At 44.5% G+C, this 25,636-nt stretch carries 21 protein-coding genes; 4 read left to right on the top strand and 17 right to left on the bottom strand.

Annotated features, from left to right (window positions below; genetic code table 11):
- Both C9I98_RS17705 and C9I98_RS17700 read right to left on the bottom strand, forming a co-directional pair.
- Window positions 1–1,656 carry an ABC transporter transmembrane domain-containing protein gene (locus tag C9I98_RS17705; protein WP_158262694.1) on the bottom strand — a complete coding sequence of 552 codons (1,656 nt, stop codon included), beginning with the start codon at window positions 1,654–1,656 and terminating at the stop codon, window positions 1–3.
- A 160-nt stretch (window positions 1,657–1,816) separates the two neighbouring features.
- On the bottom strand, window positions 1,817–2,458 hold the full coding sequence (locus tag C9I98_RS17700; RefSeq protein WP_051902560.1) for a GNAT family N-acetyltransferase: 642 nt from the start codon (window positions 2,456–2,458) through the stop codon (window positions 1,817–1,819).
- Between the two features lie 480 nt (window positions 2,459–2,938).
- On the opposite strand from C9I98_RS17700, the gene C9I98_RS17695 reads away from it, so the two are divergent.
- Entirely contained in the window at window positions 2,939–4,444 is a 1,506-nt protein-coding gene (locus tag C9I98_RS17695) for an EAL domain-containing protein (RefSeq protein ID WP_051901894.1), read from the top strand.
- Between the two features lie 39 nt (window positions 4,445–4,483).
- On the opposite strand, the gene C9I98_RS17690 is transcribed toward C9I98_RS17695, so the two are convergent.
- The 4 genes from C9I98_RS17690 to C9I98_RS17675 form a co-directional block, all read right to left on the bottom strand.
- A complete protein-coding gene (locus tag C9I98_RS17690) occupies window positions 4,484–5,521 on the bottom strand; it encodes an HlyD family secretion protein (RefSeq protein WP_036817578.1) in 1,038 nt (345 codons plus the stop codon).
- 1 nt (window position 5,522) lies between these two features.
- Window positions 5,523–6,839, bottom strand: coding sequence for a glycosyltransferase family 2 protein (locus C9I98_RS17685; RefSeq protein ID WP_036817576.1), 1,317 nt, complete (start codon window positions 6,837–6,839; stop codon window positions 5,523–5,525).
- Window positions 6,840–6,949: 110 nt separating this feature from the next.
- Window positions 6,950–7,888, bottom strand: a complete 939-nt coding sequence (locus C9I98_RS17680) for a TackOD1 domain-containing metal-binding protein (RefSeq protein WP_245907177.1) — start codon at window positions 7,886–7,888, stop codon at window positions 6,950–6,952.
- 267 nt (window positions 7,889–8,155) lie between these two features.
- Entirely contained in the window at window positions 8,156–8,434 is a 279-nt protein-coding gene (locus C9I98_RS17675; RefSeq protein ID WP_036817574.1) for a hypothetical protein, read from the bottom strand.
- Between the two features lie 184 nt (window positions 8,435–8,618).
- Here C9I98_RS17675 and C9I98_RS17670 point away from each other — a divergent pair, with 184 nt between their 5' ends.
- Window positions 8,619–9,035 carry a VOC family protein gene (locus tag C9I98_RS17670; RefSeq protein WP_036817572.1) on the top strand — a complete coding sequence of 139 codons (417 nt, stop codon included), beginning with the start codon at window positions 8,619–8,621 and terminating at the stop codon, window positions 9,033–9,035.
- 202 nt (window positions 9,036–9,237) lie between these two features.
- Here the strand turns inward: C9I98_RS17670 and C9I98_RS17665 are convergent, their stop codons facing one another.
- From C9I98_RS17665 to C9I98_RS17640, 6 genes are all read right to left on the bottom strand, one after another.
- Window positions 9,238–10,266 carry a glycerophosphodiester phosphodiesterase family protein gene (locus tag C9I98_RS17665; protein WP_051901892.1) on the bottom strand — a complete coding sequence of 343 codons (1,029 nt, stop codon included), beginning with the start codon at window positions 10,264–10,266 and terminating at the stop codon, window positions 9,238–9,240.
- Window positions 10,267–10,505: 239 nt separating this feature from the next.
- Window positions 10,506–10,727 (bottom strand): hypothetical protein, encoded by a 222-nt coding sequence (locus C9I98_RS17660; protein WP_036817571.1) that lies wholly within the window; start codon window positions 10,725–10,727, stop codon window positions 10,506–10,508.
- Between the two features lie 330 nt (window positions 10,728–11,057).
- Window positions 11,058–11,960, bottom strand: coding sequence for a helix-turn-helix domain-containing protein (locus C9I98_RS17655; protein WP_036817570.1), 903 nt, complete (start codon window positions 11,958–11,960; stop codon window positions 11,058–11,060).
- Between the two features lie 53 nt (window positions 11,961–12,013).
- Window positions 12,014–12,925 (bottom strand): oxidoreductase, encoded by a 912-nt coding sequence (locus C9I98_RS17650; RefSeq protein WP_036817569.1) that lies wholly within the window; start codon window positions 12,923–12,925, stop codon window positions 12,014–12,016.
- A 132-nt stretch (window positions 12,926–13,057) separates the two neighbouring features.
- On the bottom strand, window positions 13,058–14,044 hold the full coding sequence (locus C9I98_RS17645) for a DUF2955 domain-containing protein (protein WP_036817568.1): 987 nt from the start codon (window positions 14,042–14,044) through the stop codon (window positions 13,058–13,060).
- Window positions 14,045–14,053: 9 nt separating this feature from the next.
- The gene (locus tag C9I98_RS17640; protein ID WP_036817567.1) at window positions 14,054–15,118 is read right to left on the bottom strand and encodes an HlyD family secretion protein; all 1,065 of its coding nucleotides are present in this window, start codon (window positions 15,116–15,118) and stop codon (window positions 14,054–14,056) included.
- A gap of 97 nt (window positions 15,119–15,215) precedes the next feature.
- On the opposite strand from C9I98_RS17640, the gene C9I98_RS17635 reads away from it, so the two are divergent.
- Together C9I98_RS17635 and C9I98_RS17630 are read left to right on the top strand one after the other, a co-directional pair.
- A complete protein-coding gene (locus tag C9I98_RS17635; protein ID WP_107272280.1) occupies window positions 15,216–16,073 on the top strand; it encodes a LysR family transcriptional regulator in 858 nt (285 codons plus the stop codon).
- A 201-nt stretch (window positions 16,074–16,274) separates the two neighbouring features.
- The gene (locus C9I98_RS17630) at window positions 16,275–17,726 is read left to right on the top strand and encodes a coniferyl aldehyde dehydrogenase (RefSeq protein WP_107272279.1); all 1,452 of its coding nucleotides are present in this window, start codon (window positions 16,275–16,277) and stop codon (window positions 17,724–17,726) included.
- 79 nt (window positions 17,727–17,805) lie between these two features.
- Here the strand turns inward: C9I98_RS17630 and C9I98_RS17625 are convergent, their stop codons facing one another.
- The 5 genes from C9I98_RS17625 to C9I98_RS17605 form a co-directional block, all read right to left on the bottom strand.
- Window positions 17,806–18,837 carry an AraC family transcriptional regulator gene (locus tag C9I98_RS17625; RefSeq protein ID WP_036832767.1) on the bottom strand — a complete coding sequence of 344 codons (1,032 nt, stop codon included), beginning with the start codon at window positions 18,835–18,837 and terminating at the stop codon, window positions 17,806–17,808.
- Between the two features lie 142 nt (window positions 18,838–18,979).
- Window positions 18,980–19,294 (bottom strand): DUF2149 domain-containing protein, encoded by a 315-nt coding sequence (locus C9I98_RS17620; protein WP_036832769.1) that lies wholly within the window; start codon window positions 19,292–19,294, stop codon window positions 18,980–18,982.
- Window positions 19,294–19,770: a MotA/TolQ/ExbB proton channel family protein gene (locus tag C9I98_RS17615; RefSeq protein WP_036832771.1), complete on the bottom strand. Its 477-nt coding sequence runs from the start codon at window positions 19,768–19,770 to the stop codon at window positions 19,294–19,296. Before C9I98_RS17615 ends, C9I98_RS17620 begins: the two co-directional genes overlap by 1 nt.
- Window position 19,771: 1 nt before the next feature.
- Window positions 19,772–23,575 carry a cobaltochelatase subunit CobN gene (gene cobN, locus C9I98_RS17610; protein ID WP_036832772.1) on the bottom strand — a complete coding sequence of 1,268 codons (3,804 nt, stop codon included), beginning with the start codon at window positions 23,573–23,575 and terminating at the stop codon, window positions 19,772–19,774.
- A gap of 2 nt (window positions 23,576–23,577) precedes the next feature.
- On the bottom strand, window positions 23,578–25,500 hold the full coding sequence (locus tag C9I98_RS17605; protein ID WP_036832774.1) for a TonB-dependent receptor domain-containing protein: 1,923 nt from the start codon (window positions 25,498–25,500) through the stop codon (window positions 23,578–23,580).
- Between the last annotated feature and the right edge of the window lie 136 nt (window positions 25,501–25,636).

Below are 25,636 nucleotides of genomic sequence, written 5' to 3'. Positions count from 1 at the left end.
TTAGCCCTCGACGCTGATCACCAGATCAGCGTTATTAATAATGATGGGGTTATGGGTTGAAACCACAAAAATATGACGTGAAGAGAAGGTTCTAATCACCTGATCAAGCGAACGGATGTAGTCTTCATCCGATATCCAATCAACATTATCCAGCAACACAACATGGCTACCGTTAACAATGGCCTGCACAATCAATAGGCTCTGCGCGATTTTATTTGGTACGGTATTTTTTAAACCGTTTGTCACTTGGGTATAAAAACCCTTAGACAACAAATTGATCTCATCTCGGATCTTAAATGCATCACAAATAGCCAGGGCCAACGAATTTAGATGGGGCCGAAAACAAGTTAGGTTGTCGATAATGGACGCATTGATAAAGTCTGTTTCCTGATCAATATAGGTGACCTTTTTACTCCAATCACTTTCCGCATATTGATTTAGTGGTCGCCCTGACACCATGACATCTTTAGTAGATGAGAAGTTGTAACCGGCTAAGCGCTTTAGCCATCTTGTTTTACCGCCACCATTACTTCCCGTTACACACACCAACATACCTGGCGACAGCTTGTATTGGCGCATAACATCTTTGCCGTTTACCTGAGTCACAAGCAAGTCGAAACTGTCATCAAGTTGGTGAGGGTTATCAGCTTGTCCCTCGTCTAGGCTTAATACCTGCTCAATTTCATTTTTGTAGATCTTGTGTTGTTTATAGCGAGACCAATATGAAAAAGACTGTTGTAGCGGACCACTAAAGCGATTCATCAGCATGACAATCGCAGCCATTGCACCTTGTGATAACTCCCCCTGGATCACCAAACCAGCACAAACCAGCACCTGCATAATCACGGCAAGCCCAGAAATATACTGGGTGCGGTTATCCTGCTCGCCCACCTGAAGCGTATGACTGAAGTTCAACCGCTCCCGCTGCTTGAACAGTGGCCTTAACCAGTTCTCTACCCGCGACTCCATCGCATAGCCTTTCAGCGTATCAACCGAGCGAATGACCTCTATCAGACGGGAGTTTGAATTCGACTCCAACTCCCGTGATTGTTGTAAGATCTGCTGGGTTTTGCGATCAGAAATCCGATTCATGATCGCTAAACCAATAATGACAATAACAGGCACAATCAGAGCAAACGGCTCCATCATGCCAATAATGACAGCGGTGATCACCGCGGAAAACGCGTTAATATGAGCAACCAGCGACTGACCAGAGTAAAACTCTTTCAATTCGCCAACATCACGAACAGACTCTAAATACTCGCCTTGCTCACGTTTAAAATATTGCGATAAATTTGCATTGAGAATGGCGCTGAACATGCGCTCATGCATTTTCATTTCAAAGTTCACCGCAGCATAATTGATGATTTTCTTTTGTAGCGTTTTAATCAGCAATTCAAACAAGCCGACTAGCACCAAAATCACAAAAATTGAATACAGGGTTGAGCGCGTTTGGTTGGGCACCACACGGTCATATAACATCAACATAGATAGCGGCAATGCCAAGCCTGTGATGGTTAGCATAATGCCAGTCATCACCACCATTACCTTATCGGTAAACGCCTGCTTTTCTTCCTGTCCAAGCAAACTATTTGCGCTTTCCGCATCTGTATTTTGTTCTGGCTTCAATAGGCCATTGGTTTCAATTTCAGACACATTCCATTCCATCTAAAAGCCAACCGGAAAAACCGGCACCAATGTATTAAAGATTAGAACGAAATGAGAAAATTGATATTAAACTCATGATATTTTTGAAAAAACATGAGCAACATCATATTACTGGGGTAGAATTTGAAAATTGCTTAACAATCAGCCGCTATTGCAAACTATCAACGAAAATCATTGGCTCATGATATTTGATATTTATACCATCATCTTGCAGCTCATCGATTAAATCATCGCTCATCTCAACGAAAGCCTCACTGAGATAATCACAGATTACCTCACCGCCTTCTGAAATAGCCAAAGCTGAAAACCACAATTTAAGGCTCTTATCGTGAACAGCAAGGCAACGATGAAGATGCTCACAATCTAAACGGGCAACCTCAACAATGGTGGCAGCCAAATACGTAGCCAAGCCTATACCACGGTAAGGTTCACTAACATAAATCGTATGCAGTACCACTTCGTAAAATAAATCAGAATGGTTGACCAAACGTTTAGGATCATCAAGGTAGCGACTGAATGTTGCCACACCCGCCAAGCAACCTTGGTGGTATACCTCTAAAACAATATCATTCTCCCCCGGCATCTGATACTTAATAGAGGATTCTAACTGACACTCCAATGCGAGCTGCCTAACTTGGTGATATTCTTGCTCGAAACTGCGCACATCATGACTAAGTTGCTCTAGTGGTTTGATTAGCAAAGTACAGTTTTCAACTGTATTTACCGTATCGCCCACTAATAAGGGCAATTTTTGTAGAGCGGTCAGTGCTAGTTTGTCTTGTTTTAGCATTGCAATTTCACAGGCATATCGAGATAAGTCACACCGATTGTACCAAAGTGCGCATAATCAATAGCTCAATGTCAGTAAAGTTGTGACAGTGGTAAAAGTTTGTAGGTGTATGTTCATCTTAAGTGTTTGAATCACAATCAATATGGTTTGGCAGCCCCAGAGCACACATTGCTAAGAAAAAGCTATCCCTAAAAACGATCACTAAAAAGCTATCACTTAAATACACCAAAGGATAATCATCGTCTTAGCCATTGGAATTTCGCTCAATATCCTTATGCAACAAAGTATTAAACACACTTTCTTTTATGCCACCTTAGCCTATAAAACAAATAACACTTTATAGATCTTGCTCGCTTTTACTCAATCTAATAAACTGATCCTCCCATCATATAAAAATGACATATAAGCAAGCCTAATACTTTAGACATATATTCTTATATGTGTATATAATCACCGAGAGGACACCATTTCGAGAAAATAATGACCAAGCTAAGCAACATACTTCATAACAAATTAGTCATCACATCTATTGGCTTGATTTTACTGCCACTTATTGTGACGACGCTAATTTACCCAGTACTAACTTGGTCGTTAGAGACAAAATACAAAACTGACATCACTGAAGAACTCAAGCGAACAATTTTTAAGCAGTCTGAAATAACTTATCAGCAGATACAAAAGCTGAGCTATACATTAAAAACCTGTGATCCTGGCACTCAGGCCAAAATCACCGACCTAGAACGTGCTAACTTTACTATCGATTATTTAGGCTGGATTAATAATGACAAAACGATCTGTACCAGTCGCCCTTACCTCAACAATACCAAGTACAACAACAAGTTCAATGTCACCTCAAGGCAGCAATGGTTTCCTGATGCATTTCTGCTAGAAGTTAAGCTTTTAAAAAATCACTTTGAGCTAGCGATAGTCACAACAGCTCCAGATAAAACGGTATATGCCGCGCTTGATCTGCGATATCTCGCCTCTTCCATTGAGCAATGCAGTAACTGCCTAATGCTATCTCTACCCTCTTCTGATGCTTTTCAGTATGTTGATAGTAAAATTGAATTGGGCGGCATGGATATTGGCATTACCTTTATTGAAAGCAACGTCCAGCACTACATTAATAATAAAGCACTGACTGTTTCGTTATTAATTGCTCTCACCGCTTCCTTATTAAGTACTTTACTTATTATTCGATTATTCCGCCGGAAGTCATTTTATAATGAATTAAAAGAAGCAATAAGCAAATCTCAGGTAAAGCCTTACTTTCAACCGATTATGAACAGTAAGACTCGTCGAATACATAGCGCCGAAGTGTTAGCACGATGGATAGTTGCCGGAAAAGTCATTCCACCAGCTCAATTTATCCCATTAGCAGAGTCGAGTGGTTTGATCGATGATCTATTCTTCTCTCTATATCAGCAAACTGTTCAATATAAATTGAAGCACCCTGAAGTAGGTAATACTATTTACGCTTTCAATGTCACGCCGTCGCAAATTGAAAGACCGTCTTTTATCAATAAGCTCATTGCAATTGCCCTATTTAAGAATGAACTAAATATAGCCATTGAGATCACTGAGCGAGAGCCATTTAAAGACATACCTAGGGTCAAACGCTACCTCAAGTTACTTTCTGCTGCTGGTATCACCATCAAACTTGATGATGCAGGTACGGGCTATGGTAGCTTTTCTTATGTGCAAGAACTCGGCTTTAACGTACTGAAAATTGATCGCCTTTTTGTCGATACTGTTGGAAAAAAAGAAGTCAGCAATGAGGTACTCGAAGGGATCATCAAGTTTTCAAAAACCGCCAATTTAACCATGGTGGCAGAAGGTGTTGAAACCCAAGAGCAGGTCAACTATCTCAACCAGTTCGATGTGTACCTACACCAAGGCTACTTCTACGCACCACCGCTTTCCGCCGACGATTTTCTCCATTTTATTCGCAGTAGCGTTAAAGAGCAGGAAGTTGTGTTTAGTTAACACTCTGCTAGTTTGGGCACATACGCAATGTGCCCATAACTAAAACCGCACCTCGACTTCCACGCCTTCAATCCATTGGCTCTTGTGCAGAGGTTCGTCGAAACTCAATGTCACTTTTAAATAAGCAGGTTGCCCTTCAAATGGGCTTTGCAATTCTTGAGGAAGCTTATTGACTACCTCCACTGGCCTAGTCACCGTTGTGGCAAACTTTTTACCATCTGGAAAAACCACTTTTGCCTTAGTATTGAAGCGCGTATATTCAAGGTACTTAGGGTTAAGAAAAGCAGTGATCTCTGGTGTTATGTTACGGGCAACTGTTAACAATGGCGTGTTTTCAGTTACGCGCTGCCCTTCATGGACATAAATATCCAACACGCGGCCTTCAAAAGGGGCACGGAGCGTCAAACTTTCTTGCTGCGCACGCTTAACGACAAGCTCTCTCATTAATGCACGGTACTCTTGGGAAACTGGTCCAGCTAACTTTTGTTCTTGTATATGACGAGACTCATCTGCATAGGCAATCTTTTGGTTACTCAATTGGCTATTTAGTGCATTACTGACACTCACAACAGAAGCATAGTCAACTTCGGACACTTGCCCTTTTTTTCGAAACTCATCGTAATTACTTTGAATTTGTTCTACTTTTTCAAGGGTTTCTTGGGTGTTGGCAATCGCATCCAAATAAAGCGCATCGGTATTTTTCACCTGATCATCCGACAGTTTTAATAGCTCCCGTTGAATAAACGTTACCTCCTCCTCCAAGGCCTTGCTACCAAGTAAAAGCAAGGATTGCCCCCTCTCGACATCACCGCCCACTTCAACAGGAATAGGCCCAACAACAGCCGATTGTGTCGCTGTTACCGTGAGTGGGTATGATGTAACTATTGCAGGTGCAGTCACAAACACGTGAGTACGAAACAAGTAATAGACCATAAACAGCAATGGGCTAATTACAATCATTAAGATCAAATACCAACGTAAGCGGTATCCCCCACGCTTCGCCTGGCCATATACGACCTTCATTCCACTTTCCGATTGTGGCTTTTGCTGTTTGTCTAAGTGAAAATTAACTTTCATGCTAGAATTTTTTCCCACGTTTCAATACCCACCACGGTGCCATGCTCGACTCTTCATGACTGCGCCTTACCACTTCATTCACCATTGAAAATGCATTAATTAGCCTCATAACAAATTGGTAAATAGGGTACAGAAGTAACCACTTTGCAAATTTCAGATCCTCCTTCCTGCGCTCAGAGACTAAGCCGATATACACAATAAATAACAATGCAGAAAGCAGCAGGTAGACAAAATAAATAACGATGGATAGCGCGAGCACAAATTTTAGGGGATAAAAAATCAGCATATAGAAAGTAAAAATCACCACTAGAAATGGCAATAACACATTTTGCAAAACCCCATAAGTTAAGGTGAAAAGAAAGTTACCCCACCCGAGCAAAGAGGGAGATAATCCTTTCTTGTGTTTTCGCAAAAATAGAAATAGTAGATCGCCATCCCATCGCAGACGCTGCATAACCAAGCCTTTCAACGTATCGGGGACATCCGTATGACCAATGGCATGAGTTGCAAAGGCCAGCTGATTCTTTGGATAACGTCGCTTGTATTGCTTTAGTCGCATCGTCAAATCAAGATCTTCGGCGGTATGGGTATCCCACCCTCCAACTTGCTTAAGCAAGCTCTTGCGAAATGCGCCAAAAGCACCAGAGATATTGTTCAACACTCCCCACTTTGCCATGCCGGTCTTGCCTGCTTGCATAGACAACATGTATTCAAGCGACTGCATCTTAGTAAGGATATTAGCATCATGGTTTCGTACCCTTAACGCCCCCCCACTTGCAATAACGTCTGTTGATTCAAACTGCTTCATCATGGTGTAAACCATGTCATTATCAAATGATGTATCACCATCAACGTTAATCACAATCTCACCACAGGCAACTGACAAACCGGCATTGAGCGTCGAGACTCGCCCCCCCCGTTGCCATTTGGGCAATACCCGCACTTTACGATTTCTTACACCCGCATGGCGTTTTTCACCTGCCAATGCCGCTTGATAGGTATCATGGTTTTGTACTGCGCCATCAACTACGGCAAGTATCTCGATCTTACCTGGATACACTTGCTCAACCAGTGTATCAATGGTGATTCCAATCGCGTCCCCTTCCCCATAACAAGTAATCACAAAACTAATTGAGGGAAAACGTGTGAGATCCTGAGGGCCTAATGAATGCGACCAACGGAAAATGCCAGTTAATACCAACAGGTATAACGGCATCTCAATCAAAATCATCACAGGGAATAGCAAGAACCATAACTCCCCATTTTCTAACAGCATACCCCTTAAATAGTCGAGTAAGACAAGACTATCTTGCAGCATAGATTTCACCTACTAAAGCTTCCGCCCAAAGGTCAACACCGCCTTCAATAGCGCTATCTGGCAACTCCCATGAGAAAACGCTTAGCTCAAAGTTACTCTCTTCAATCAATTCACCAAGTGTCGACAGCTTTTGCTGTAATACTGGTAGAAACGTACTCCCCCACCTCGCCCAATTTGAGTTGGTATAATTTGCGAATAACCAACTCTTCGACCTTGATCTTCTCATCGCAGCTTAAACATTGGCTGATAGTCGCCGCTTCAACAAATAAACTCGTGCAGCTATTACACACATGATTTTCTAAAGGCCGATCGTAGTCCACGCCTATATGACGTAATTGCGTTAGGCACTTAGGGCATTCAAGCTTACCGCGGCGTTGAAAGCTTTGCTGATCACCAACATGGCCACAAGTGAAGCAGTGCAAAGAGCTTTGTGAATCGATATCAATACTGCTGCACTCAGGACAAACCTCGACATAATTGAGATGACCGCTATTACAGTTTGAACATACCCGTATGCGAGAGATTAAATGTTCAGCTTCGAGTACCCCTCGATTTTGTTCGGAAAGGACATACCGATATGTCGAATAAACATCAGGGAAGAATAAATCGATGATTGGGTAAGAGTATATAGTGGAAGACTCAAGACGCTTTAGCGCCATGATACGACGACGACGATTAACACCTAGCCAACCGATAATAGGATCAATTGACTGATAATCTTGCATTGCCTCAAGCCTACGCCGAACTTCTTGCCATTCATGAAGTGCTACTTCTTCTTCAAAGACACCGTCAGTCACACATTCTGAGTACGGTGTTGAATCAGTCACGTAAACACACCAAGACCAACGACCGGTTTGTTGATAAAACCGCTTAAGGGCTTCATCTGTTTGACCACCATCTTGATAGCTAATGCAAACCATGCCACCAAATTCTAAAGGGATTTCATCAATACTCTGCACATGCAAAAAGCTTTCACTACAGTATTGATCCGGTAACTCGCCGACCCAAAAAAAGTTGTTTTTTGATAAAAGCATAACAGCAGAACTCATGACGCAGACTTTATTCACCACAGTCAAAACTAAAGGTTGAGTATTTTGAGCAACAACCTATATCCGTTGAGACTTACCTGAAGGTGGGAGGATATCGGAATAAAGCGCTTAGACATTTATCATGCCAGGATAAAATGAGTAGCAACTTGCTTAATTAAGCTAAGCGAGCGTTGTGATTGCGTCCCCATTTTCTAATGAGGACGGTTCCAAAGTCAGAAAATACAACTTATTAGCATCGAATGAAGGCACATATGAACACGAAAGGTTTTACAGTTTTTCCAATAACTCATCCAAGCTAATGGCTGGCTGGATATCGATCTTTGCATTCAATGCCGCAAAAAGCGGTTCACAGGTTACAGCCATTTGCGATGGTTCGTCTGCTTCAAACACAATCGTCCCGCCTCGGCAACCATCCACCAGGTGGAAATAAGCTGCTTCAGGCTGAAGTTGCTCCACCATTTTCTGAAATGCAACCTTCAAGCTGCCATCGGATACCGCTTCATTCCCTTTCACCACAGGAATTGAAAACTTCATGATTAGACGCATCACCCTCTCCTTTTTTACCGGTCATCAGACAAGAACAAGTTCTACTCAACTGTAGTACAGACTTGGATAGCTGTTTAAGGGAGTGAAAATTGCCTTATCGGTGGTTAAGTACTTCCAGCCAATACGATATGATTCACCAACTAAGAACATCGGCTCTCGTTTAGCTATATAATAGGAAAATCATATGAAACAAGGCATTATCCATATTGCTCTGGTCGTTGAAGACTACGATGAAGCCATTGATTTCTATGTGAATAAGTTACAATTTGAGCTAATTGAAGATACCTACCAGCCAGAGCAGGATAAGCGCTGGGTTGTGGTTTCCCCACCGAATTCTAACGGGGTCACTTTGTTACTGGCTAAAGCATCGAAACCAGAGCAACACGATTTCATCGGTAATCAAACCGGAGGAAGGGTCTTCCTTTTCCTTAGTACCGATGACTTTTGGCGTGACTATGAACGTATGAAATCCATTGGTATCAATTTCGTTCGCCCACCAGCGGAGCAAGACTACGGGACCGTCGCGGTGTTCGAAGACTTATACGGTAACCTATGGGACCTGCTTCAGCTGAACCCAGATCACCCGATGGCTCAGAGATAGAATAGCAAGACTACTTTAGTGCTTATGTCCATGATGACAATGGCCAGCTTATTGCTGGATTACTAGGGTACACTCTTGGCAATTGGCTGCATTGGCTGCATTGGCTGCATTGGCTGCATTGGCTCGACTCTCGATACTTTTGAGCTCCAAGCATACTTATATGAGCAGTATGCTTGGGCAAAACTTTATATCATTAATTCAGCTAGTTATATGGCTGACGATATCCATTTTCTTGAAGCCATTTCATTGCAAACTCTGGCTCATCTGTTTGGAATATTGTTACGCCTTTATCTACCCAAAAACCATAAACTTCAGACGGAAGATTAGCGTAAACAGCCATCTCATCGCCACGTCCACCAGAGCGCATTCCAGCCATCTCTCTATATGTGTAGAGTGTATTAATCCACATATGCGTATTATACTTCTCTGCTAGTTTACGTGACTCAGCACTAAAAAGTACTCCTCCATCCATTGTTATTTTTCCATCTGGAGCATGGTAATTTCGTAGTTGAATCGCTGCTGGAGTAAACTCTTCTAAAGAGCGATTAACAACATCTAGATCAACATGTGAATCATATAAATTCGGTAAAAAGTTTGCTTTTGAGCCTTCTAAGGAAGCAACCATTTTGGTCGCAGCTTTACGCTGCTCTTCGTCATTTTGATTAATTGTTGCAAGGATTTGATGCTCTACACCCGCTTGTTTAGCAAGTTCAAACATTTCAGGAAAATACTCTACACCTATCTTATTATCAAGGTTAAGTAGAATGTCACCTTTAATCGCAGAAAAAATTTCTTCAAGAGTCAGAATCTTATCTTCTGTCTCGATACGATTATTTCCAAGGTTATCCGTAATAACTAGACGACATTTCTGAAGTTCGGCCCACAATTTTTCAGCAACGGCACCCGTACAAGTAGTTGTCCTGTCGAGTGTTTCGTCATGCATACCGATTAATACGCCATCTTTAGTCCTTCGAATATCTTGCTCAATGGCTTCAATTCCAAGTTCGATTGCTTTCTCAATTGCCGTTATAGACCCTTCAGCGTAGATCGGTTCGCCATTTTTAATCCACAAACCACGGTGTGCAACAATCATTACGTGATCTCGATGATCATTCGCATTTTGAAGCCGCTCAATTATCTTATCTACATGCGCTGTGTCAGCAAAACTAGAAAATGAACTGAGAGTTGCAACAGATATAATAGCTGCACTCATCAATTTTTTAAGTTTCATATCAATTATCCCTGGCCGTAAAGTTGTTTTACGGGGCGAAATAATTATCCAGCTTATGTATCTCGTGCAATGGTTAAACGCAGAAAACTGTATACATATCACACTTCATTTACACTTTAGTGACTTTAAGCCAACTTACAGCTATGCCTAAAAATGCATAAATGGGATTAACTTAATGTTGCTATAAGTGTGAAACTCAATTTATTTCGAAGCGAATAATAATCGGTTAGTTATATGAGTTAATCGTTCTTATCCCTCACCCTTATTTCATTCAGAAGCCAAGCACGATGATATAAAGTCTCCTTTTTTACAAACTCAGTACTTGCCAACTCTCTGGAAGCTGTCTTGAGTAAATCCAATAATTCATTTTCTTTTTCTCGTAGTCGGCTTTCAATGGCATTAAGGCTTTTCAAAGTGTTATTGATGGCCTTCAACTCGTATTCTAAATCGATTTTTTCCATGTTGCTCGTTTTCAAGCGCAAAAAAGCCCGCAAAACGCGGGCTGATCTGGTGCTTAGCGTAAGGATTAACTATTCACTAACTGCCTACTACCTGTTTCAAGGTGAGCCACAATCACTGCTCTGGCAATCACGAGCCAACATCCAATCGGCTAAGATCATGCCGACAACAAAATAAAGCAATATTCAGGTTGTCAGTATCGTTTATGCAACCAGCGCTGTTAACGCGAGGTCGGGGCAATTCTAGCAGTAACAATCTTAAATGAAATAGGGCCGGATTTAATTGTCGCCAAATGACTTATATTGAATGCTCACAGCTATTGGTTCAATCAACTAGCTTACCTTTCGAAACTGGGAAGGACTCAGCCCCGTTGACTTTTTAAACAACTTGGTAAAATGTGCAGGATAATCAAATCCAAGATCGAAAGCGATCTGACTGATCGTGGCTTCAGAGCCCAGTAGTTTGTTTTTCGCCAATTCAATGATGAATAGATGAATATGCTCTTTGGCCGTTTTTCCCGTCTCCTTCTTTAGCAAATCACTCAGGTAATTGGGCGTTACACCCAATGCTTTGCCGCAATAAGCCACGCTAGGGATCCCCTGCTCTAACACCATATCGCTTTTGAAGTAGTCCCTAAGAAAAGCATCGAATTCAATGATCGTGTCTTTGTTTTGGTTGGAGCGTGTATAAAACTGACGGTCATAAAATCGGGTGCAATAATCAAGTAGCAGTTCGATATTACTGCAAATCAAGTTTTCGGTATGCCTATCGATGCTCTGCTCCAACTCCCGGCTAACTTTATGCATTAACTCTGTGAGTGTCTGGGTTTCAGTATCCGAGATATGGAGCGCTTCATTCACATCATAGGAGAAGAACGAATACTGATTTATTTTCTGCCCTAATGAGGAACGGCGGATCAAATCAGGATGAAAGAGCAGCGTCCACCCCTGCCCATCTTTCTCAATCATACTATCAGTCGGCTCTATTACCTGACCTGGGGCAAGAAAGATCATCACACCATCTTCAAAGTCATAAGTGCTTCGACCATACTTCATACAACCCGACATTCCGCCTTTCATAGATATCATATACAAATCAGATCGGTAGCTGGCCTTTTCAATATCTGCATGAACACAGTTGTTCGGGATCACCATCACAAGTGGATGCTTCGGCTTGCCCAAACCAAGCAGTCGATGCGTTTCTGATATCGAATTAAGGTGAATAATATCACTCATGGTATCTCGCTTTCCTACCGTATCATTAAAGTATTGTATTGCCGGGCTTAATACTAAAAGCTTACACCAGTCAGCGCTTCAGATTGCACCCATAGTTTTCTCGCAATCACTTTGTCATGAGAAAGTGTATTGGAAGCCACTTTGACTGGGGCACCATGCATCTCGAAAAACTTTGATGGGCCATAATAATCGCCAGGGCGAACTTCATCATCAAAACCGGCTCTTAATGTGGGTAGTGCCCCTTGATCAGCGCCTTGTGCAAAGAAATGATTCAAAAAACCAACCAGCTTGGTATGGCGCTGTAACTCAGTTTTTGTCCAGCCCGGATGAGCGGCAGAAACAATAGGTGTATAACCTTCACCTGTACTTTCATTGGCTAGTCGGCTAACGAGTTCATACAAGAAATACAGGTTGGCAATTTTGCTGTCACCATAAGCCTTATTGGTATTGTACTCACGTGTTTCCCAATTCAAATCAGATAGATCTATATCGCCAAACTTATGTGCATAGCTAGAAAGAATAACAATACGTGACTTCTCGGTTTGCTTTAGGAGCGGCATCAAACGGCCTGTTAGGGCAAAATGACCAAGGTGGTTGGTACCCATTTGAATTTCAAAACCATCTTGAGTCTTAGCGTATGGGCAAACCATGATTCCCGCATTGTTGATCAATACATCCAGTTTATCGAAATCCGTCAGAATAGAATCTGCAAATGCTTTAACTGAAACCAAACTGGTTAGGTCTAGCTCTCTCGCTGATAGATTGGCGTTAGGGTATTGGACTTTGATTTCCTCTATAACGCCTTCTGCTTTTTCAAGGTTCCGTGCGCCAATAATGACCGTGGCATATTTACCTGCCAGCACTTTCACCGTTTCTTTACCAATACCACTGGTAGCGCCAGTAATTACCACTAGTCGACCAGTCTGATCGCCAATCATTTCTGTGTTCCAGTTTGCTTTAGTCATGTGCAGATTCTCTCAATCAGATTTGCAAGGAATGAGAGCATTGTATGGATTCAGGCAAGAGGATGTTTATACATATCCCAGAAATCCTTGTCGATTTTACAGGTTATCCTTCCACCAACTTAGCGTTCGACATTATCGAAGCCAACACACCCGAAGCCAGTGATGAACAACCCAAATCAACATGACGGTGAGTGTTACCGCGACGAATATCGAACTAAAGCGATAAAGTATCGAGAAAAAAGCATCTTGTTGCTCCGGTACCAACGAAGTGGTTAAAGGTACTGCCAATGCAGACATAGCCGAAAAACCAATTGCCGATTTGATCTCGCCTTTGGTTTGCCAGTGGCAAAACCACCCCATTGCAATGGTAAAAGCTAACCAAAACAGCATGCCATTACCAAACCACCTGCCAAGAGATATTTGAACTGCCGCCCCAGCCATGCAGCCCAAGCCAGTACCGATTATCCGAATCTTTGCTACCCCCATCGAGCCTGCCAGTGTCATTGGCGTCAATAAGATAATGATGGATGCAAGTGCAGAAAGTGAGTCGTATAAGTCGGCCACTTGAAATACGATAAAAGCCACCATTACCACGACCCAGCCAAGCGCTACTTGCGCGGTGTAGTCCTTGTCTTGCTTTACTGGCGTATTTATCTTCTCACGGGTGCTCTGCGGTTGCTCGGGAAAAAGATAATAGGCCAGCGCACAAACACCAATATTGGCCACCGTGATCACCCAAAGGTTAACGTTAAAGTCTTCGATATCAATGAAATCGTAACTGGCGAAACTCAGCACGATAGAGCCAACAAACAAACCAACGAAGCCAAACAGATAAGTTGTCGGCTTCATCATTGCGATACAATTCACAAGCATCATGATGCCGACCATAACCGTGAGTAACACGGGTTGAGATTGGAATAGCTCTATCAAAAAAGTAGCTTGCAGGGTTGTCCAAACTGCTGACACAAAAACCATGGCGTGGGCAGCAAAGCTGAATTTATCCATTTTACCAAGCATAAACAGCGGCAGCATAATGGCGAAAAAGCCGTATGACCAATCGAACAACATACTCAGGGCTAAGCCCAAGGCACAACCGAACCAGATCCGCAGTGTTTTCATGAGCACGCCTTAGTAAATAAAGTGAAGCCAACTGGCGAGCTTGATTTGGATCTTCGCCATGGTTGTCCAAAACACACTTTTCTCAGGAAATATAACAACAGTGGCTCGCGAACCAACAAAAAGTGCGCTCGGCATTGACGCTTCACTGGTTAAATTAATTCTGGTTCGCTGCGCATCACGTACCCAGCGGTTGTTACTCTCGACTTGCGTCAATAACCCATTCGGCTGCTGCTGGGCTGTTGCGACACCAAAGTCTCGGCTGTTAAGGTTGAACGTGTAAATCTCCCCTGGATAGGCATCGAACGTTACCCATGCGGCGTAGTCATGTGTGACTGCAGCGACTGACTTTTCACGAAAATCAGCAGTTAGCCACAAAGAGCCAGAAGGCACGAACGTTAACAATGGTGCGTTTGCATTCGCTATAGTCCCTTCTTCCAATTGCAAGTTGGTTACCACCCCATTGCTTGGCGCGACCACAACCGTATTGGCAAGATCCAACTCAGCCCTTTCAACTTGATTTTTGGCGGCCAGTACAGGGGTGCTCTGCCCTACAGCGTCTCCTAATTGTGATTCAATCACTTTTAGATTCTGTTTCTCAGCACGAAGGGTAGCTTTGGTAATTCGCACTTGTGCAATGGCATCATCCAATTTGGAATGTGAAATCACTTCTCGATCCGACAGTGTTTTCAAGCGCTTGAATTCTTTATTGGCGTGCTCATAGTTTGCACTTGCCCGGCTGATATTCGCCAGCGCCGCTTCTTTCTTGGAATACAGTGTCGCCTCCTGCTCAAAAGCAGACTGCAACGATAATTGCGCTTTTTCTAACGCAATTTGATATTTTCGATCATCAATGATGAACAGTGGTTCGCCCATGCTGACGCGCTGGTTATTCTCAACCAGCACTTGGGTAATTTTGCCAGACACCTCTGGCGCAATTTGCACAACATAGCCTTGAACCCGCCCTTCTGTAGTAAACGGTGCATGTCGGTCAGCAGTAATAACGTATGCAAATAGCACAATAAACAGGACAATAAGTGTGCGCATCCAAAGTTTAAATTGTTTGTCAGCGTTCATCCTTCACTCCAATATACGAATTTTCGCGGATTATAAAGAATTCAACTGTGTTAAAGTAGAATGATAACTGGCACACTTTCGACCTAAAAATAGGACAATGAAATTAAACTTAGATGATATAAGCCTGTTTATTCAAACTGTTGAGCATGGCGGGATCAGCGCGGCGGCCGCTGCGAATAATTTACAGCGTTCCAAGATCAGCCGGCGCTTACAGGAGCTTGAATCAGCACTTGGTTGCCAGCTACTGATACGCACAACCAGAACCATTGAGCTGACCGACAAAGGAAAACAACTCTACGATATGGCATCTCAGCCTATCGAACTCCTTCAGCAAGGGTTAAAAGTATTCTGCGAGCAACAATCGAACTTTGCTGGCACGATAAGAGTGGCAATACCAACAGCAATCATGACGCTTTCAGCCTTCAACGAAGTGATCACTGAATACACCAAGCGCTTCCCCAACATTCGCGTCGAGATCGAAAACCACCAAGAGAGTGTTGATCTTAAAAGGCAAGCCTTTGATTTACAGCTATTACCAAGCGTGGTAAAAGTCAGCGACGATAGCTACATCCAATTTAGCTTGCTGTCTTACCGCAGCCATTTAGTTGCCTCAAAAGCCTATTTATCTCAGTTTCCTCCCATAGCGTCATTGGCAGATTTGAAAGCGCATCGACTATTAACCAACCGCTACAATGCCGGGTTGCTTCCGAGCGAGCTTCATATTTCAGTCCAGTCAGATGACCTAACATTGCTAAGAACCATGGCCATTGCCGGGAGTGGGATTGCGTTTATCCCAGAAGCGCACTCTAGAAAAGCCATGGAGGACGGCCAACTGGTTGAAGTTCTTCCCCCATTTGAATACCCCGACCATAGCCTGACATTGGTTTATCCATCTTCGGTTTATCTACCTGAAAAAGTAAAAGTGTTGATTGAGCTATTTAGACAAAATTTTTAACCGCCTCCATCAAGCACCATACTCCCAGCCATAATGAACAACTGCGGCCACATTCATGAGTCAGTTACATATTCATACGTAAGCTGCTTGGCTGATTTGGCCGCTATGGACAACAAATTGTCCTCTATCAACATTCGATTGCCCTGTTGCCAACGACATAATCTGGCTTATAAATACAAATGATTCATTGAGGAGTCAGATATGTCAGCTCAGCCAATTCTAGATATCGTCCAACCAGAAACCGCCCTTCGCCCTGCTTTGGACAACTTGAAGCACGCTTTTTTGCAAGCCCCATCTCCCAGCGCCGAACAGCGCATCGAGCGCCTTCAACGCTTGCACCAAGCCTTGGTCGCTTATCAGGATCGTCTTATCGAAGCGGTTGATCGTGATTTTAATGGCCGCTCCAGCGCTGAAACCCTCATGATCGAACTGCTGCCAATTTTTGAAGGGATCCATTACAACAAAAAGCATCTTCGCAAATGGATGAAAACCTCATCACGAAAAACACCGCTAATGCTTTTTGGCGCAAGCACCCAAGTTCACTATCAACCTTTGGGTGTCGTGGGCATTGTGGTGCCATGGAACTTCCCTATCTTCCTCGGATTGTCACCATTGGCTGGCGCACTGGCTGCAGGCAACTTGGCTATGATAAAAACGTCTGAGTTTGCCCCTGCAACCGGTGCGCTGATGAAAGAGATGATTGCCGAATACTTCACCTCGGATGAAATCGTAGTGGTCAACGGCGGCGTGGAAGTCGCCACTGAATTTACCCAGTTACCTTTCGACCATATCGTGTTTACCGGCTCAACTCAGGTTGGCAGTATTGTTATGCAAGCCGCAGCGAAAAACCTAACCCCTGTCACCCTAGAGCTTGGCGGTAAATCCCCGGTGATCATTCATGATGATTTTCCAATCGAAGAAGCCGCCAAACGCATCGCCTTTGGCAAGGGTTTGAATGCAGGGCAAGTTTGTGTATCGCCTGACTACATTCTGGTACCACGCAATAAGGTAGATAGTTTCGCTGCTGCCTTTTCAGAAGCGATTGCCAAACACTACGCAACCCTGAAAGATAATAACGACTACACCTCTATCATCACTGAAAGACAGCGTGATCGCTTGCTCGACAACATTCATGATGCCAAAGAAAAAGGTGCTGAAGTGGTTGTCATCAACCCAGCCAATGAGGACTTTTCAGGCACGCGCAAATTACCCATGCATGTGGTGAAAGGTGCAACATCAGATATGCGGGTCATGAAAGAAGAGATCTTCGGTCCTATCCTACCGATCCTGCCATACGATGAGCTTGACGATGCGATTCAGTACGTCCAAGACCATGATCGTCCACTTGCACTGTACTATTTTGATTGGGATAAAAACCGTATAGACAAGGTCATTCGTCGCACCCACTCGGGCGGTGTCTGCATTAATGAAGTCATGACCCACACCATGGTCGACGATATGCCATTCGGTGGTGTTGGCTCTTCAGGCATGGGGCACTACCATGGCAAAGAAGGTTTTTTGAACTTCTCGAAAGCGAAGTCGATCGTCGTTAAAGGCCGATTTGATGCTAGCCAGTACATTGCTGCGCCATGGGGCAATAAGCTGTTCAACGCCTTCATCAACTTCCAACTTAAGCGATTGAAGAAGTTTTAACGTTGCTCAATCGTCGTTATCAATAGTAAGTGATGCCTTCGCCTTTATTGGTGTTGGCATCATGCTTTTGTACCAGACCTTAGCAGTGCTTCTTGATACTACCAGGAGAACAGCCAAACTTTTTCGAGAAAGCACGAACAAAACTAGCGGGTTCGGCGTACCCTACTCGCCACGAGACTGTATCGACATTTAGGCATGATGCCTCAAGCAGTTGCTTGGCAATGGTTAGCCGAATATCAGCATACAGCTCTCGGTATGTCGTTCCCTCTTCGCTTAATCTTCTTCTTAAGGTACGCTCGGTCACCGAAAGCTGACTAGCCACCATATTGAGTGTTTTTTCTATCGTGATATCGTCTAACACCACTTCCTTCACTCTTTCTGTCCACGGCTTTTCTTCAATTAGCTTTTCTTCATTTGGCTGGGCTTCTGTTGCTAATTCCTGACTTAGCATTGCATCGCACTGCTCTAGGCAAAACTTAAGTGTGACAGGGTCACTTTTAGGGCGAGGTAAATCTAACAGATACTGCGGAATAACAAGGGAATGGCAATCCATGCTTCCTTTCACCTTGATGCCGAGCACGTCTGACAGTTGCTTTAGGTGGCCTGGTTCAGAAATGGTCGTTTTGAGGTAAAGATCGGAGAGTACGGACTGTGATACCCCTTCCTTGAAGAAATTAAGGGTGACCATGGCATGCCTTTCAAGTACAAAAGGCTCAATAGCGCTGGGAAGTTCGCTCATATCGAAAACAAGCTCTCCCCCTTCATCTGTCTCTTTAAACACTAATTTTGCCAACACAAAAGAAAGCTGAACGTAGTCTATCGCCGTTGAGAATGCAGTTCGCATTGTCGGACTGGTTAAAATAGCAAAGCCCCATATCCCAAACACGTTAACATGCATTTGTGAGCCAATTTCAGCGCCGAGCCCGATGCTATCCTTCGCTAAGGCAACATAGTTTTCTATGACAGTGATTTCTTGCTGGCTGGACAGCTTAAGATCGTCCTGCTGAAGATCTTGCTCAGTTATGCCCGTTCCTTCTAAACAATCTGAGACACTGATCCCTCTTGCTTTCGCTGAGTCACAAATTAGACGGACACCCGTTATTGTTCTCATTTAAGCGTAATACATCTTGATTTGGGATCCTGCTACAAATATCACCAACAATTATACCCAAGCGACTTCAAGATGCAGCTTGGATATATAAACAAGCCGTTTAGCTTGAGATCAAGACTAAACGGCTCATCATTACATCGACTTAATTGCTATTTGTCGTTTCGGCAGGCACGTAGATAAGACGTCCATCATCAAGCATGTAGGTTTGCCCGGCGATCCGGCCTGTTCCTTCCCCTATCTCATTTGACGTTTCATAGCGGGTCATGTTTTCACCATCTTTAATGGTGATACGCATGTTTTCTTCACCCGGGTTTTCGATTAACACAGAGTTTTCAGGGAGCTGGCTGCCCGTCACATTCAGTATCATCAAGAACGCCATGACCACAGCAAATAGATCCACCATATTCACAACGGATAGAATTGGATCATCCTGTTCATCTGATTCAAGAAAACGCATTAAGCCTGCTCCTTTTCTTCAATCATGCACATGTCTTCCAACATCCAACGACGGCGTACCGTCATAATGCTAAACGTAATGCTCGCTGCTATTAAGGACAAGATAGACGCTGAAAAAGCCACAATCATCTCTTGTGCGACTTTGTCGATCTCCCCCTCACCCATTGCAACCAATGCCGGGCCGATAGCTATCATGGTGGTTACCAGCCCCAACATTGGACCCGAGCGACTGATCAGTCGCAATGGCTCTAATTGTTTAATAATCCACAGTTCAAGCTGATCACTTTGATAAACATTTTTTTCTTTGGCATAACGATGCAACACAGACACATACCCTTTACGCTGACGCTGGATATATTCCATGCCAAAGCGGCCCAGTGCATACAACGAGTACACAACAGCAATAATGACCAACACCATCACAGGCTGCATAAATAAATTGGCAAATTGATAAATGATTGTTTCTAACTGATTCATTCTAGTTTTCTCGATAAATAAAATGCTGCTTTGCTGCCCCTGCAGCGATGCAAAGTAAGACGAAGAGGATGAGCATCATCATTTGACGGTCATTGAATGTCGGTGCTTCAAAGGCTGGAATTTCTTGCATGACTTGACCAGAGAACACAGGCTCCGTTGGAGCTTGCCCTTCAGCACCGCTAAGACCAAACCCCATCGCAGTCTGCTCGATATACTGCTGGGTAACCTCATGGGCTTGGTGATACTCAACCATAGGTTCAAGTGCTTGGTGTCGCTCGATCAATGTACGCAAGCGTTCTTCGTCAGCGTCCCAATAGCCCTTTCGGGCCGCTTCTAACATACGCTCAATGATCTGCATTTGAGCTGCTGGCTGATGCTGCTCAAACCATTCGTTGATCCCCAAGTCATGCTTATCATCGATATACACTTCGCTGAGGGCTTCCCACTGGTGATCATTGACCGTCTCAGGGGCTGTTGCCTGCCAACCAAATAAGTTGTTGGTAATGTCCAACATATTCAGTGCACCGGCATACCCCTCATTTTGCATGGCCTTGATCCAAACCGGATTCATATAATGAGCGTTGAGTTCCTCGGCAATAAAACTGTCAGCAGACACTGTTCGCCCTTCGGATTGGCGCAGATCATTCACATAAAGCGAAGGACTGCTGCCTGACGCATTCCTTACCGCCGCTGCCAATCCGCCCAGGTACTCAAATGGATGATCCGTTGACAGCAAACCATGCAAACGGCTAGTTCTCGTCATAACGGCAGCATCCACAGATTCAAGTTGGGACTCGAACAGATTTACATCCCCTAGTTTCTCGCCCCACACTTCGCTGCCGTAGGCATATTGAAGTCGGTTGGTAAACTGCTTGCCCAAGGCATCATCGCTCTCCCAATCTTGGGATTGAATCGCAAGATCATTAACGCCGCTGCCATAGTCGCCCGGCTCGTTACTAAAAATGCGCAATGCAGAGAGCTTCGATGCTTTGTCTGACTCATAACCCAACTCTCGTAACGTCTCACTTAAACGCTCACTGTTTTGTGCAACGGTATTGCCGTCTTCAAGTCGTGAAATAGCCTCAATGGCCGCACTCAGCTTGAGCATGAAGCCATCAAACTGATCCCGATAAACGGAGGTTGCCTGAATCACCACATCAATGCGCGGGCGGTTAAGCTCCTCAGCAGGTATGATTTTCAGATCAACTAAATTACCCCCCCTGTCCCAAACCGGCTCCAAACCTAGCGCATGGAGAACTTGGGCTTCGAGCATACCGAAGTGACGTTGTGTTTCACCCGCCCATAAAGAAAAGGCAACCTTCTGTGGATACTCGCCATTTTCTGCCATATGTGCATCAAGCAAGTTCTGCAGCTCTTGTTTGGCTGCCTGATAGGCCGCAGGGCTTGGCACTTTAGCAGGATCAAAACCGAACAAGTTCGTTCCGCTGGTCGTTGACGGGTTTCTTAACGGATCACCACCAGCCCCGGCCTGAATGAAACCGCCGGATAGGCCGTTCACCAAACTTTCAAGCTCGCCATTATTTGCCAATGAGGCAAAAGCCGCTGCCGCCGACTCAGCGAAAGGTTGCAAAGCAGGATCGTCAGTTTGGCTCCCCTCAAGCACAGAAGTCAGCCACTTAACCGGCTTGGTTTGATCAAGCGCTTCCAGACTACCGTCAAAGCGCTTCCAAAACACTTGGGGATCAGGTTCAAACTGGCTAATGAGTTCATCACCTTGCTGTTGCAGCACGGTATAAAGCAACTCTTGCTCTGATTTACGCTGGCCAAAGACATGCAAACCAAGTGGAACTGCCGAGGAAGCCAGGCGATCAATATGCTCCTCAAGTGTGGCTAGCACCTGTTCGAAATCTTGTTCAAGCGCCTCACTCGCTATCCCTATGTCAGTGAGCACATTGAGTTCAACCATCTTGCTGGTCAATGCCGCTTTCAGCTCGTCTTTCACCGAGCCAGGTAAAGCATTTTGGTAATCGCCCAGTAGGCTGTTTAACGCAACATACTCGCCATACAGTCCAGCAGGCCCGAAAGTGGGTGTTTGATGGCTGATAATGGTTGCCCGCCCACGTCGTTTAGCTTGAATAGCTTCAGCAACATTGTCTTGTATATAGGGATAAAATACCGGTAGATCACCCAGTGTCATATACGGGATGTCGTGATGAGACAAGCCTCTCGCTTTACCCGGCGTCCACTCTTGGGAACCATGGGTGCCAAGGTGCACTAAAGCATCCAAGTGATTATTTTGATGTTGTAGCTGTAACCACAAATACACCGCTAAATAGAGGTGGTTGGGTGGCTCATTAACCGAGTGAATAGCATGCCCAACCGCTCCCGAACGCGGAGGCTGCGGCAATAGCCATAAGTTGCCACGCTTTAGGATAGGAAAGACAAATGACGGCTCGCCATTGACCTGCGATAGCCCTTCGAACTTCATCGGGTGTCCCCACCACTGATTCACAAACCGCTGTGTATCAAGGGGCAGTCGCCAATACCAATTTAGATAGCTACGTAACGGCAATGCAGCAGCATACTGATCTTCATAAAGGGTATCGATCTTGCTCGGATTATAGTAACCGGACAAAAGCTGCTTCGCGTCAGCAATCATCTGCTGTTCGTCAATGTCTGGTATGTTGAAGCCTTCCGCCTTCAGGCCATCAGCAATACTTTTAATACTGAGAGGCACATTCAGGTTGGATGCAGAGATATTTTCTGCGCCGGGAGGGGCATTCCAAAACATGACTGCCAGCGCCTTATCATTATTCCCCTTGCTTTGAAGGCGATGATAGGCATGAGCACGACCAAACAGTAATTCAAGCTGCTCGGGTATATACGCTTTATCACCGTCTTTATCGGCTGAAATAACCAATGGGTCGGTAAGCCCCCATGTTTCTGTGGTTGAGAGCATCACCGAAGCACTTCGCTGATCAATACCCACATCGCTCTTTCGCCAGTCATCCATATCGCCATCGCGATAATGCAGGGTTTGTATAACCGGCACATTCAAGCGCTTCATTTCTGCTTGGCGCTTATCTCCTTGCTGTAGGTGAGTCAGGTTAACAACCACTGCAGGCTTGTACTGTTCCCAGGGCCAATCAAGCCCGTGTTCATCATCCAAGTAATACAGAACCGGGGTTAGGCTTGCTTTTTTACTTGCCTCAATCAGCTGCTCCAGCGGCTCGAATTCTTGGTTAATGATTTGGTTTCGGCTTATCGCAAAAGCAATGATCGGTAAAGTCGCATCATTGCCTTTTTGGTTAAGGTATTGGCTCAGGCTTGGAACAACACTTTCATCATGATAGATACCATAAGACGGAATTCGCTCAGCCTTGGGAAGCCCTTGCCAACTTTCACCTTGTTGGCGCGCATCAATGGCTGCGAACAAGTTGGTAAAGTTGCGCGACGTACCGTTTAGGTAATAGCTCATCAATAGGCGGTTAAACGGTGGCTCAACACGGCTTGATGCGCTTGGTGGTCCTCCCCCCAGCATGACCCAATCTATGTGTTGTGGTAGCGAAGCCATGATCTCCGTTAACCGTTGCCTATCTGGCATTCTTGGGGTATCGGCAATAACAAAGTCGACGTCAGCCAGCTGCTTCAAGTTAAAGGTGGCTGGCGTAATACTCACCACATTGACTTGTTGCGACTGACCATACTGAGTTAAGCGCTCAATTTTACTGGACGGAACAAAATCAGTGTGCACGATGGCAACCGTGGTCGCCGACACACTAAAGGTAAAAAGTGACAAAAAGCAGCTAAATAATTTAGCTGCTTTAATTAGAGAATCATGCATGATCAGAACCTAAGCGTACCGTTCAAGTACACCTGTCGCGGTTGAATCGCATAGGTGAAATGCTCAGATTTATCGGCTAGGTAAGTATCAAACACGTTAGATACCCCCATCGAGAAATCGATATCTGATAGCTTATAGTTAGCCGCTAAGTCAAACACCTGGTAAGACGGGAGATCGTTATCTTCATAGGTTTGCTCACCCGTATAACGCATGCTTACCTGGGTAATCAGTTGATCAGTCGCATGCCAGTTCAACGCTAGGTATGCCTGAGACTCCGGCTTACTATCGATGGTTTTTCCAGTATCTTTGTCTGTCGCATCCAACAACGTCAGGTTCATATTGACATCAAATGCCGGTGACAATGCCACATGGCCAGCCCACTCCAACCCTTTGATCTCGGCTTGGTTGATATTGAAGTACTCATAGATAGTCTTACCCGGTTGCGGTCTGCCGGAGCACCCTTCAACACAAGAGACATCAATCAAATTTTCAACATCGTTTTGGAACAGGGTTAATGTACTTCCCCACTGGCTACTGCGGTACTCAGCTGAAACTTCATACGACTTGTTAACTTCTGGCTCTAAATCTTCGTTACCACGAATATCGAAAGGTCGCCCCGTGCCGACGCTTAGGTATTCAGGTGAAAGCTGTTTAATCGTTGGGGCTTTAAAGCCTTCGCCATAGCCACCTTTTAGCGTCCAGTTATCGCTTGGCGCATAAACCAAGTAAGCGCGTGGTGATACATGGCTACCAAAATCAGAATGATCGTCGTAGCGAACACCGAGCAACAACGAAAGTTGTTGGTTTAACGAAATATCGTCTTGAAGGAACAAGGCTGCTTGATCGGCGGAGTCTTTGCCAGAAGTTAGATCTGCACTCTTCAAGCGCTGTTCGCTACATTGCCCGCCAACAGTGACATGGTGGGCGTCATGCGCATAAAACTGGGCATAACCATCAATTACATCTTCATCGACATCATTGGCGGTGTTTGGAGTACCAACATTCTTCTCATTGGTTTGAGAAACGCGTGAACCATAGATTCGAAGTTGTGTATCAGCAAAGTCCCAATAACCCGAATGCGTCACCCCGTAATCCAATGTATCAAACACATTGGTGCTGCGTGTTTTTAAGCCTTCGCCGTCACCACTGGTAGGGATATAGTCATACCATGTTTCGTTTTCGCCAACGCGTACAAAAAGATCAAGTTCTTGTTTTTCGGTTAGAATGCTCTTTAATTCAGCATCGACAAACGTATTGCGGTTGCCGGCAATATCGGTTTCGTGCTCGTGGTTCCGGCTTTTGATTAGCCCTTGGTAGGCGTGGCCTGCGCTCACTTTCAGGTAAAGCTTGTCTTCAATGATGGCGCCAGAAGTGTTCACTTCAATGTTCGCTGTATTACCCGACTCATCAATCACGGTCGAGCCCCCACCGCGAACACTGCCCTGCCATTCATTGGTGGTTGGTTTTGTAATCACATTAACCACACCGCCCAAAGCATCAGAGCCGTACAGTGCCGACATCGGCCCTTTGATAACTTCAATACGCTCGATATCGGATACTGGAATGTTTTGCAGTTCAATATTTGAATGCCCAAGCAAATCCGATGCTCGGCTTACCCGACGGCCATCGATCAGTATCAAGCTTTGGGAAACATCCATCCCCCTGATTTCAATGCCTTTTCGCCCCTGACCCAGATCAGCAATATGTACACCCGGTGTCGTTGTAAGCGCATCAGCAAGATTGTTATACGGCATCAATGCCAAGTCTTCTTGCGTGACAACTGAAACACTGGCTGGTGCTGTTGATGCTTTTGTTTGATAAGAAGTGGCGGTAACCACCATGACTTCATCTGTTACTTCAGAAGCGGATACGCTCCCCACACATAATAAAAATGTACCAATCGGTACGTAGCGCAAATTATTCATTATTCCATGACACATTTAGCAAATTTCATGCAGCAATTACGTTATAACATAACAGCTCTCCCTCTAAGCGCGCGTATGTTATAACATAACAACGTAATTTCAAGCAGAGAGTGTGAAACTTTGATGAAAATCGGAG

This window comes from Photobacterium sanctipauli, assembly GCF_003026495.1.
GTDB classification, from domain to species: Bacteria; Pseudomonadota; Gammaproteobacteria; order Enterobacterales; family Vibrionaceae; genus Photobacterium; species Photobacterium sanctipauli.
This window is presented reverse-complemented; position numbering and strand designations above follow the sequence as displayed.

What these genes read in the sequence shown, in the direction of transcription:
- C9I98_RS17660 (WP_036817571.1), bottom strand. Translation starts at nt 10,727, where the DNA reads ATGGAAAAAATCGATTTAGAATACGAGTTGAAGGCCATCAATAACACT.
- C9I98_RS17655 (WP_036817570.1), bottom strand. Translation starts at nt 11,960, where the DNA reads ATGAGTGATATTATTCACCTTAATTCGATATCAGAAACGCATCGACTG.
- C9I98_RS17650 (WP_036817569.1), bottom strand. Translation starts at nt 12,925, where the DNA reads ATGACTAAAGCAAACTGGAACACAGAAATGATTGGCGATCAGACTGGT.
- C9I98_RS17630 (WP_107272279.1), top strand. Translation starts at nt 16,275, where the DNA reads ATGTCAGCTCAGCCAATTCTAGATATCGTCCAACCAGAAACCGCCCTT.
- C9I98_RS17625 (WP_036832767.1), bottom strand. Translation starts at nt 18,837, where the DNA reads ATGAGAACAATAACGGGTGTCCGTCTAATTTGTGACTCAGCGAAAGCA.
- C9I98_RS17675 (WP_036817574.1), bottom strand. Translation starts at nt 8,434, where the DNA reads ATGCGTCTAATCATGAAGTTTTCAATTCCTGTGGTGAAAGGGAATGAA.
- C9I98_RS17640 (WP_036817567.1), bottom strand. Translation starts at nt 15,118, where the DNA reads ATGAACGCTGACAAACAATTTAAACTTTGGATGCGCACACTTATTGTC.
- C9I98_RS17605 (WP_036832774.1), bottom strand. Translation starts at nt 25,500, where the DNA reads ATGAATAATTTGCGCTACGTACCGATTGGTACATTTTTATTATGTGTG.
- C9I98_RS17695 (WP_051901894.1), top strand. Translation starts at nt 2,939, where the DNA reads ATGACCAAGCTAAGCAACATACTTCATAACAAATTAGTCATCACATCT.
- C9I98_RS17620 (WP_036832769.1), bottom strand. Translation starts at nt 19,294, where the DNA reads ATGCGTTTTCTTGAATCAGATGAACAGGATGATCCAATTCTATCCGTT.
- C9I98_RS17665 (WP_051901892.1), bottom strand. Translation starts at nt 10,266, where the DNA reads ATGAAACTTAAAAAATTGATGAGTGCAGCTATTATATCTGTTGCAACT.
- C9I98_RS17685 (WP_036817576.1), bottom strand. Translation starts at nt 6,839, where the DNA reads ATGCTGCAAGATAGTCTTGTCTTACTCGACTATTTAAGGGGTATGCTG.
- C9I98_RS17670 (WP_036817572.1), top strand. Translation starts at nt 8,619, where the DNA reads ATGAAACAAGGCATTATCCATATTGCTCTGGTCGTTGAAGACTACGAT.
- cobN (WP_036832772.1), bottom strand. Translation starts at nt 23,575, where the DNA reads ATGCATGATTCTCTAATTAAAGCAGCTAAATTATTTAGCTGCTTTTTG.
- C9I98_RS17645 (WP_036817568.1), bottom strand. Translation starts at nt 14,044, where the DNA reads ATGAAAACACTGCGGATCTGGTTCGGTTGTGCCTTGGGCTTAGCCCTG.
- C9I98_RS17615 (WP_036832771.1), bottom strand. Translation starts at nt 19,770, where the DNA reads ATGAATCAGTTAGAAACAATCATTTATCAATTTGCCAATTTATTTATG.
- C9I98_RS17680 (WP_245907177.1), bottom strand. Translation starts at nt 7,888, where the DNA reads ATGAGTTCTGCTGTTATGCTTTTATCAAAAAACAACTTTTTTTGGGTC.
- C9I98_RS17635 (WP_107272280.1), top strand. Translation starts at nt 15,216, where the DNA reads ATGAAATTAAACTTAGATGATATAAGCCTGTTTATTCAAACTGTTGAG.
- C9I98_RS17700 (WP_051902560.1), bottom strand. Translation starts at nt 2,458, where the DNA reads ATGCTAAAACAAGACAAACTAGCACTGACCGCTCTACAAAAATTGCCC.
- C9I98_RS17690 (WP_036817578.1), bottom strand. Translation starts at nt 5,521, where the DNA reads ATGAAAGTTAATTTTCACTTAGACAAACAGCAAAAGCCACAATCGGAA.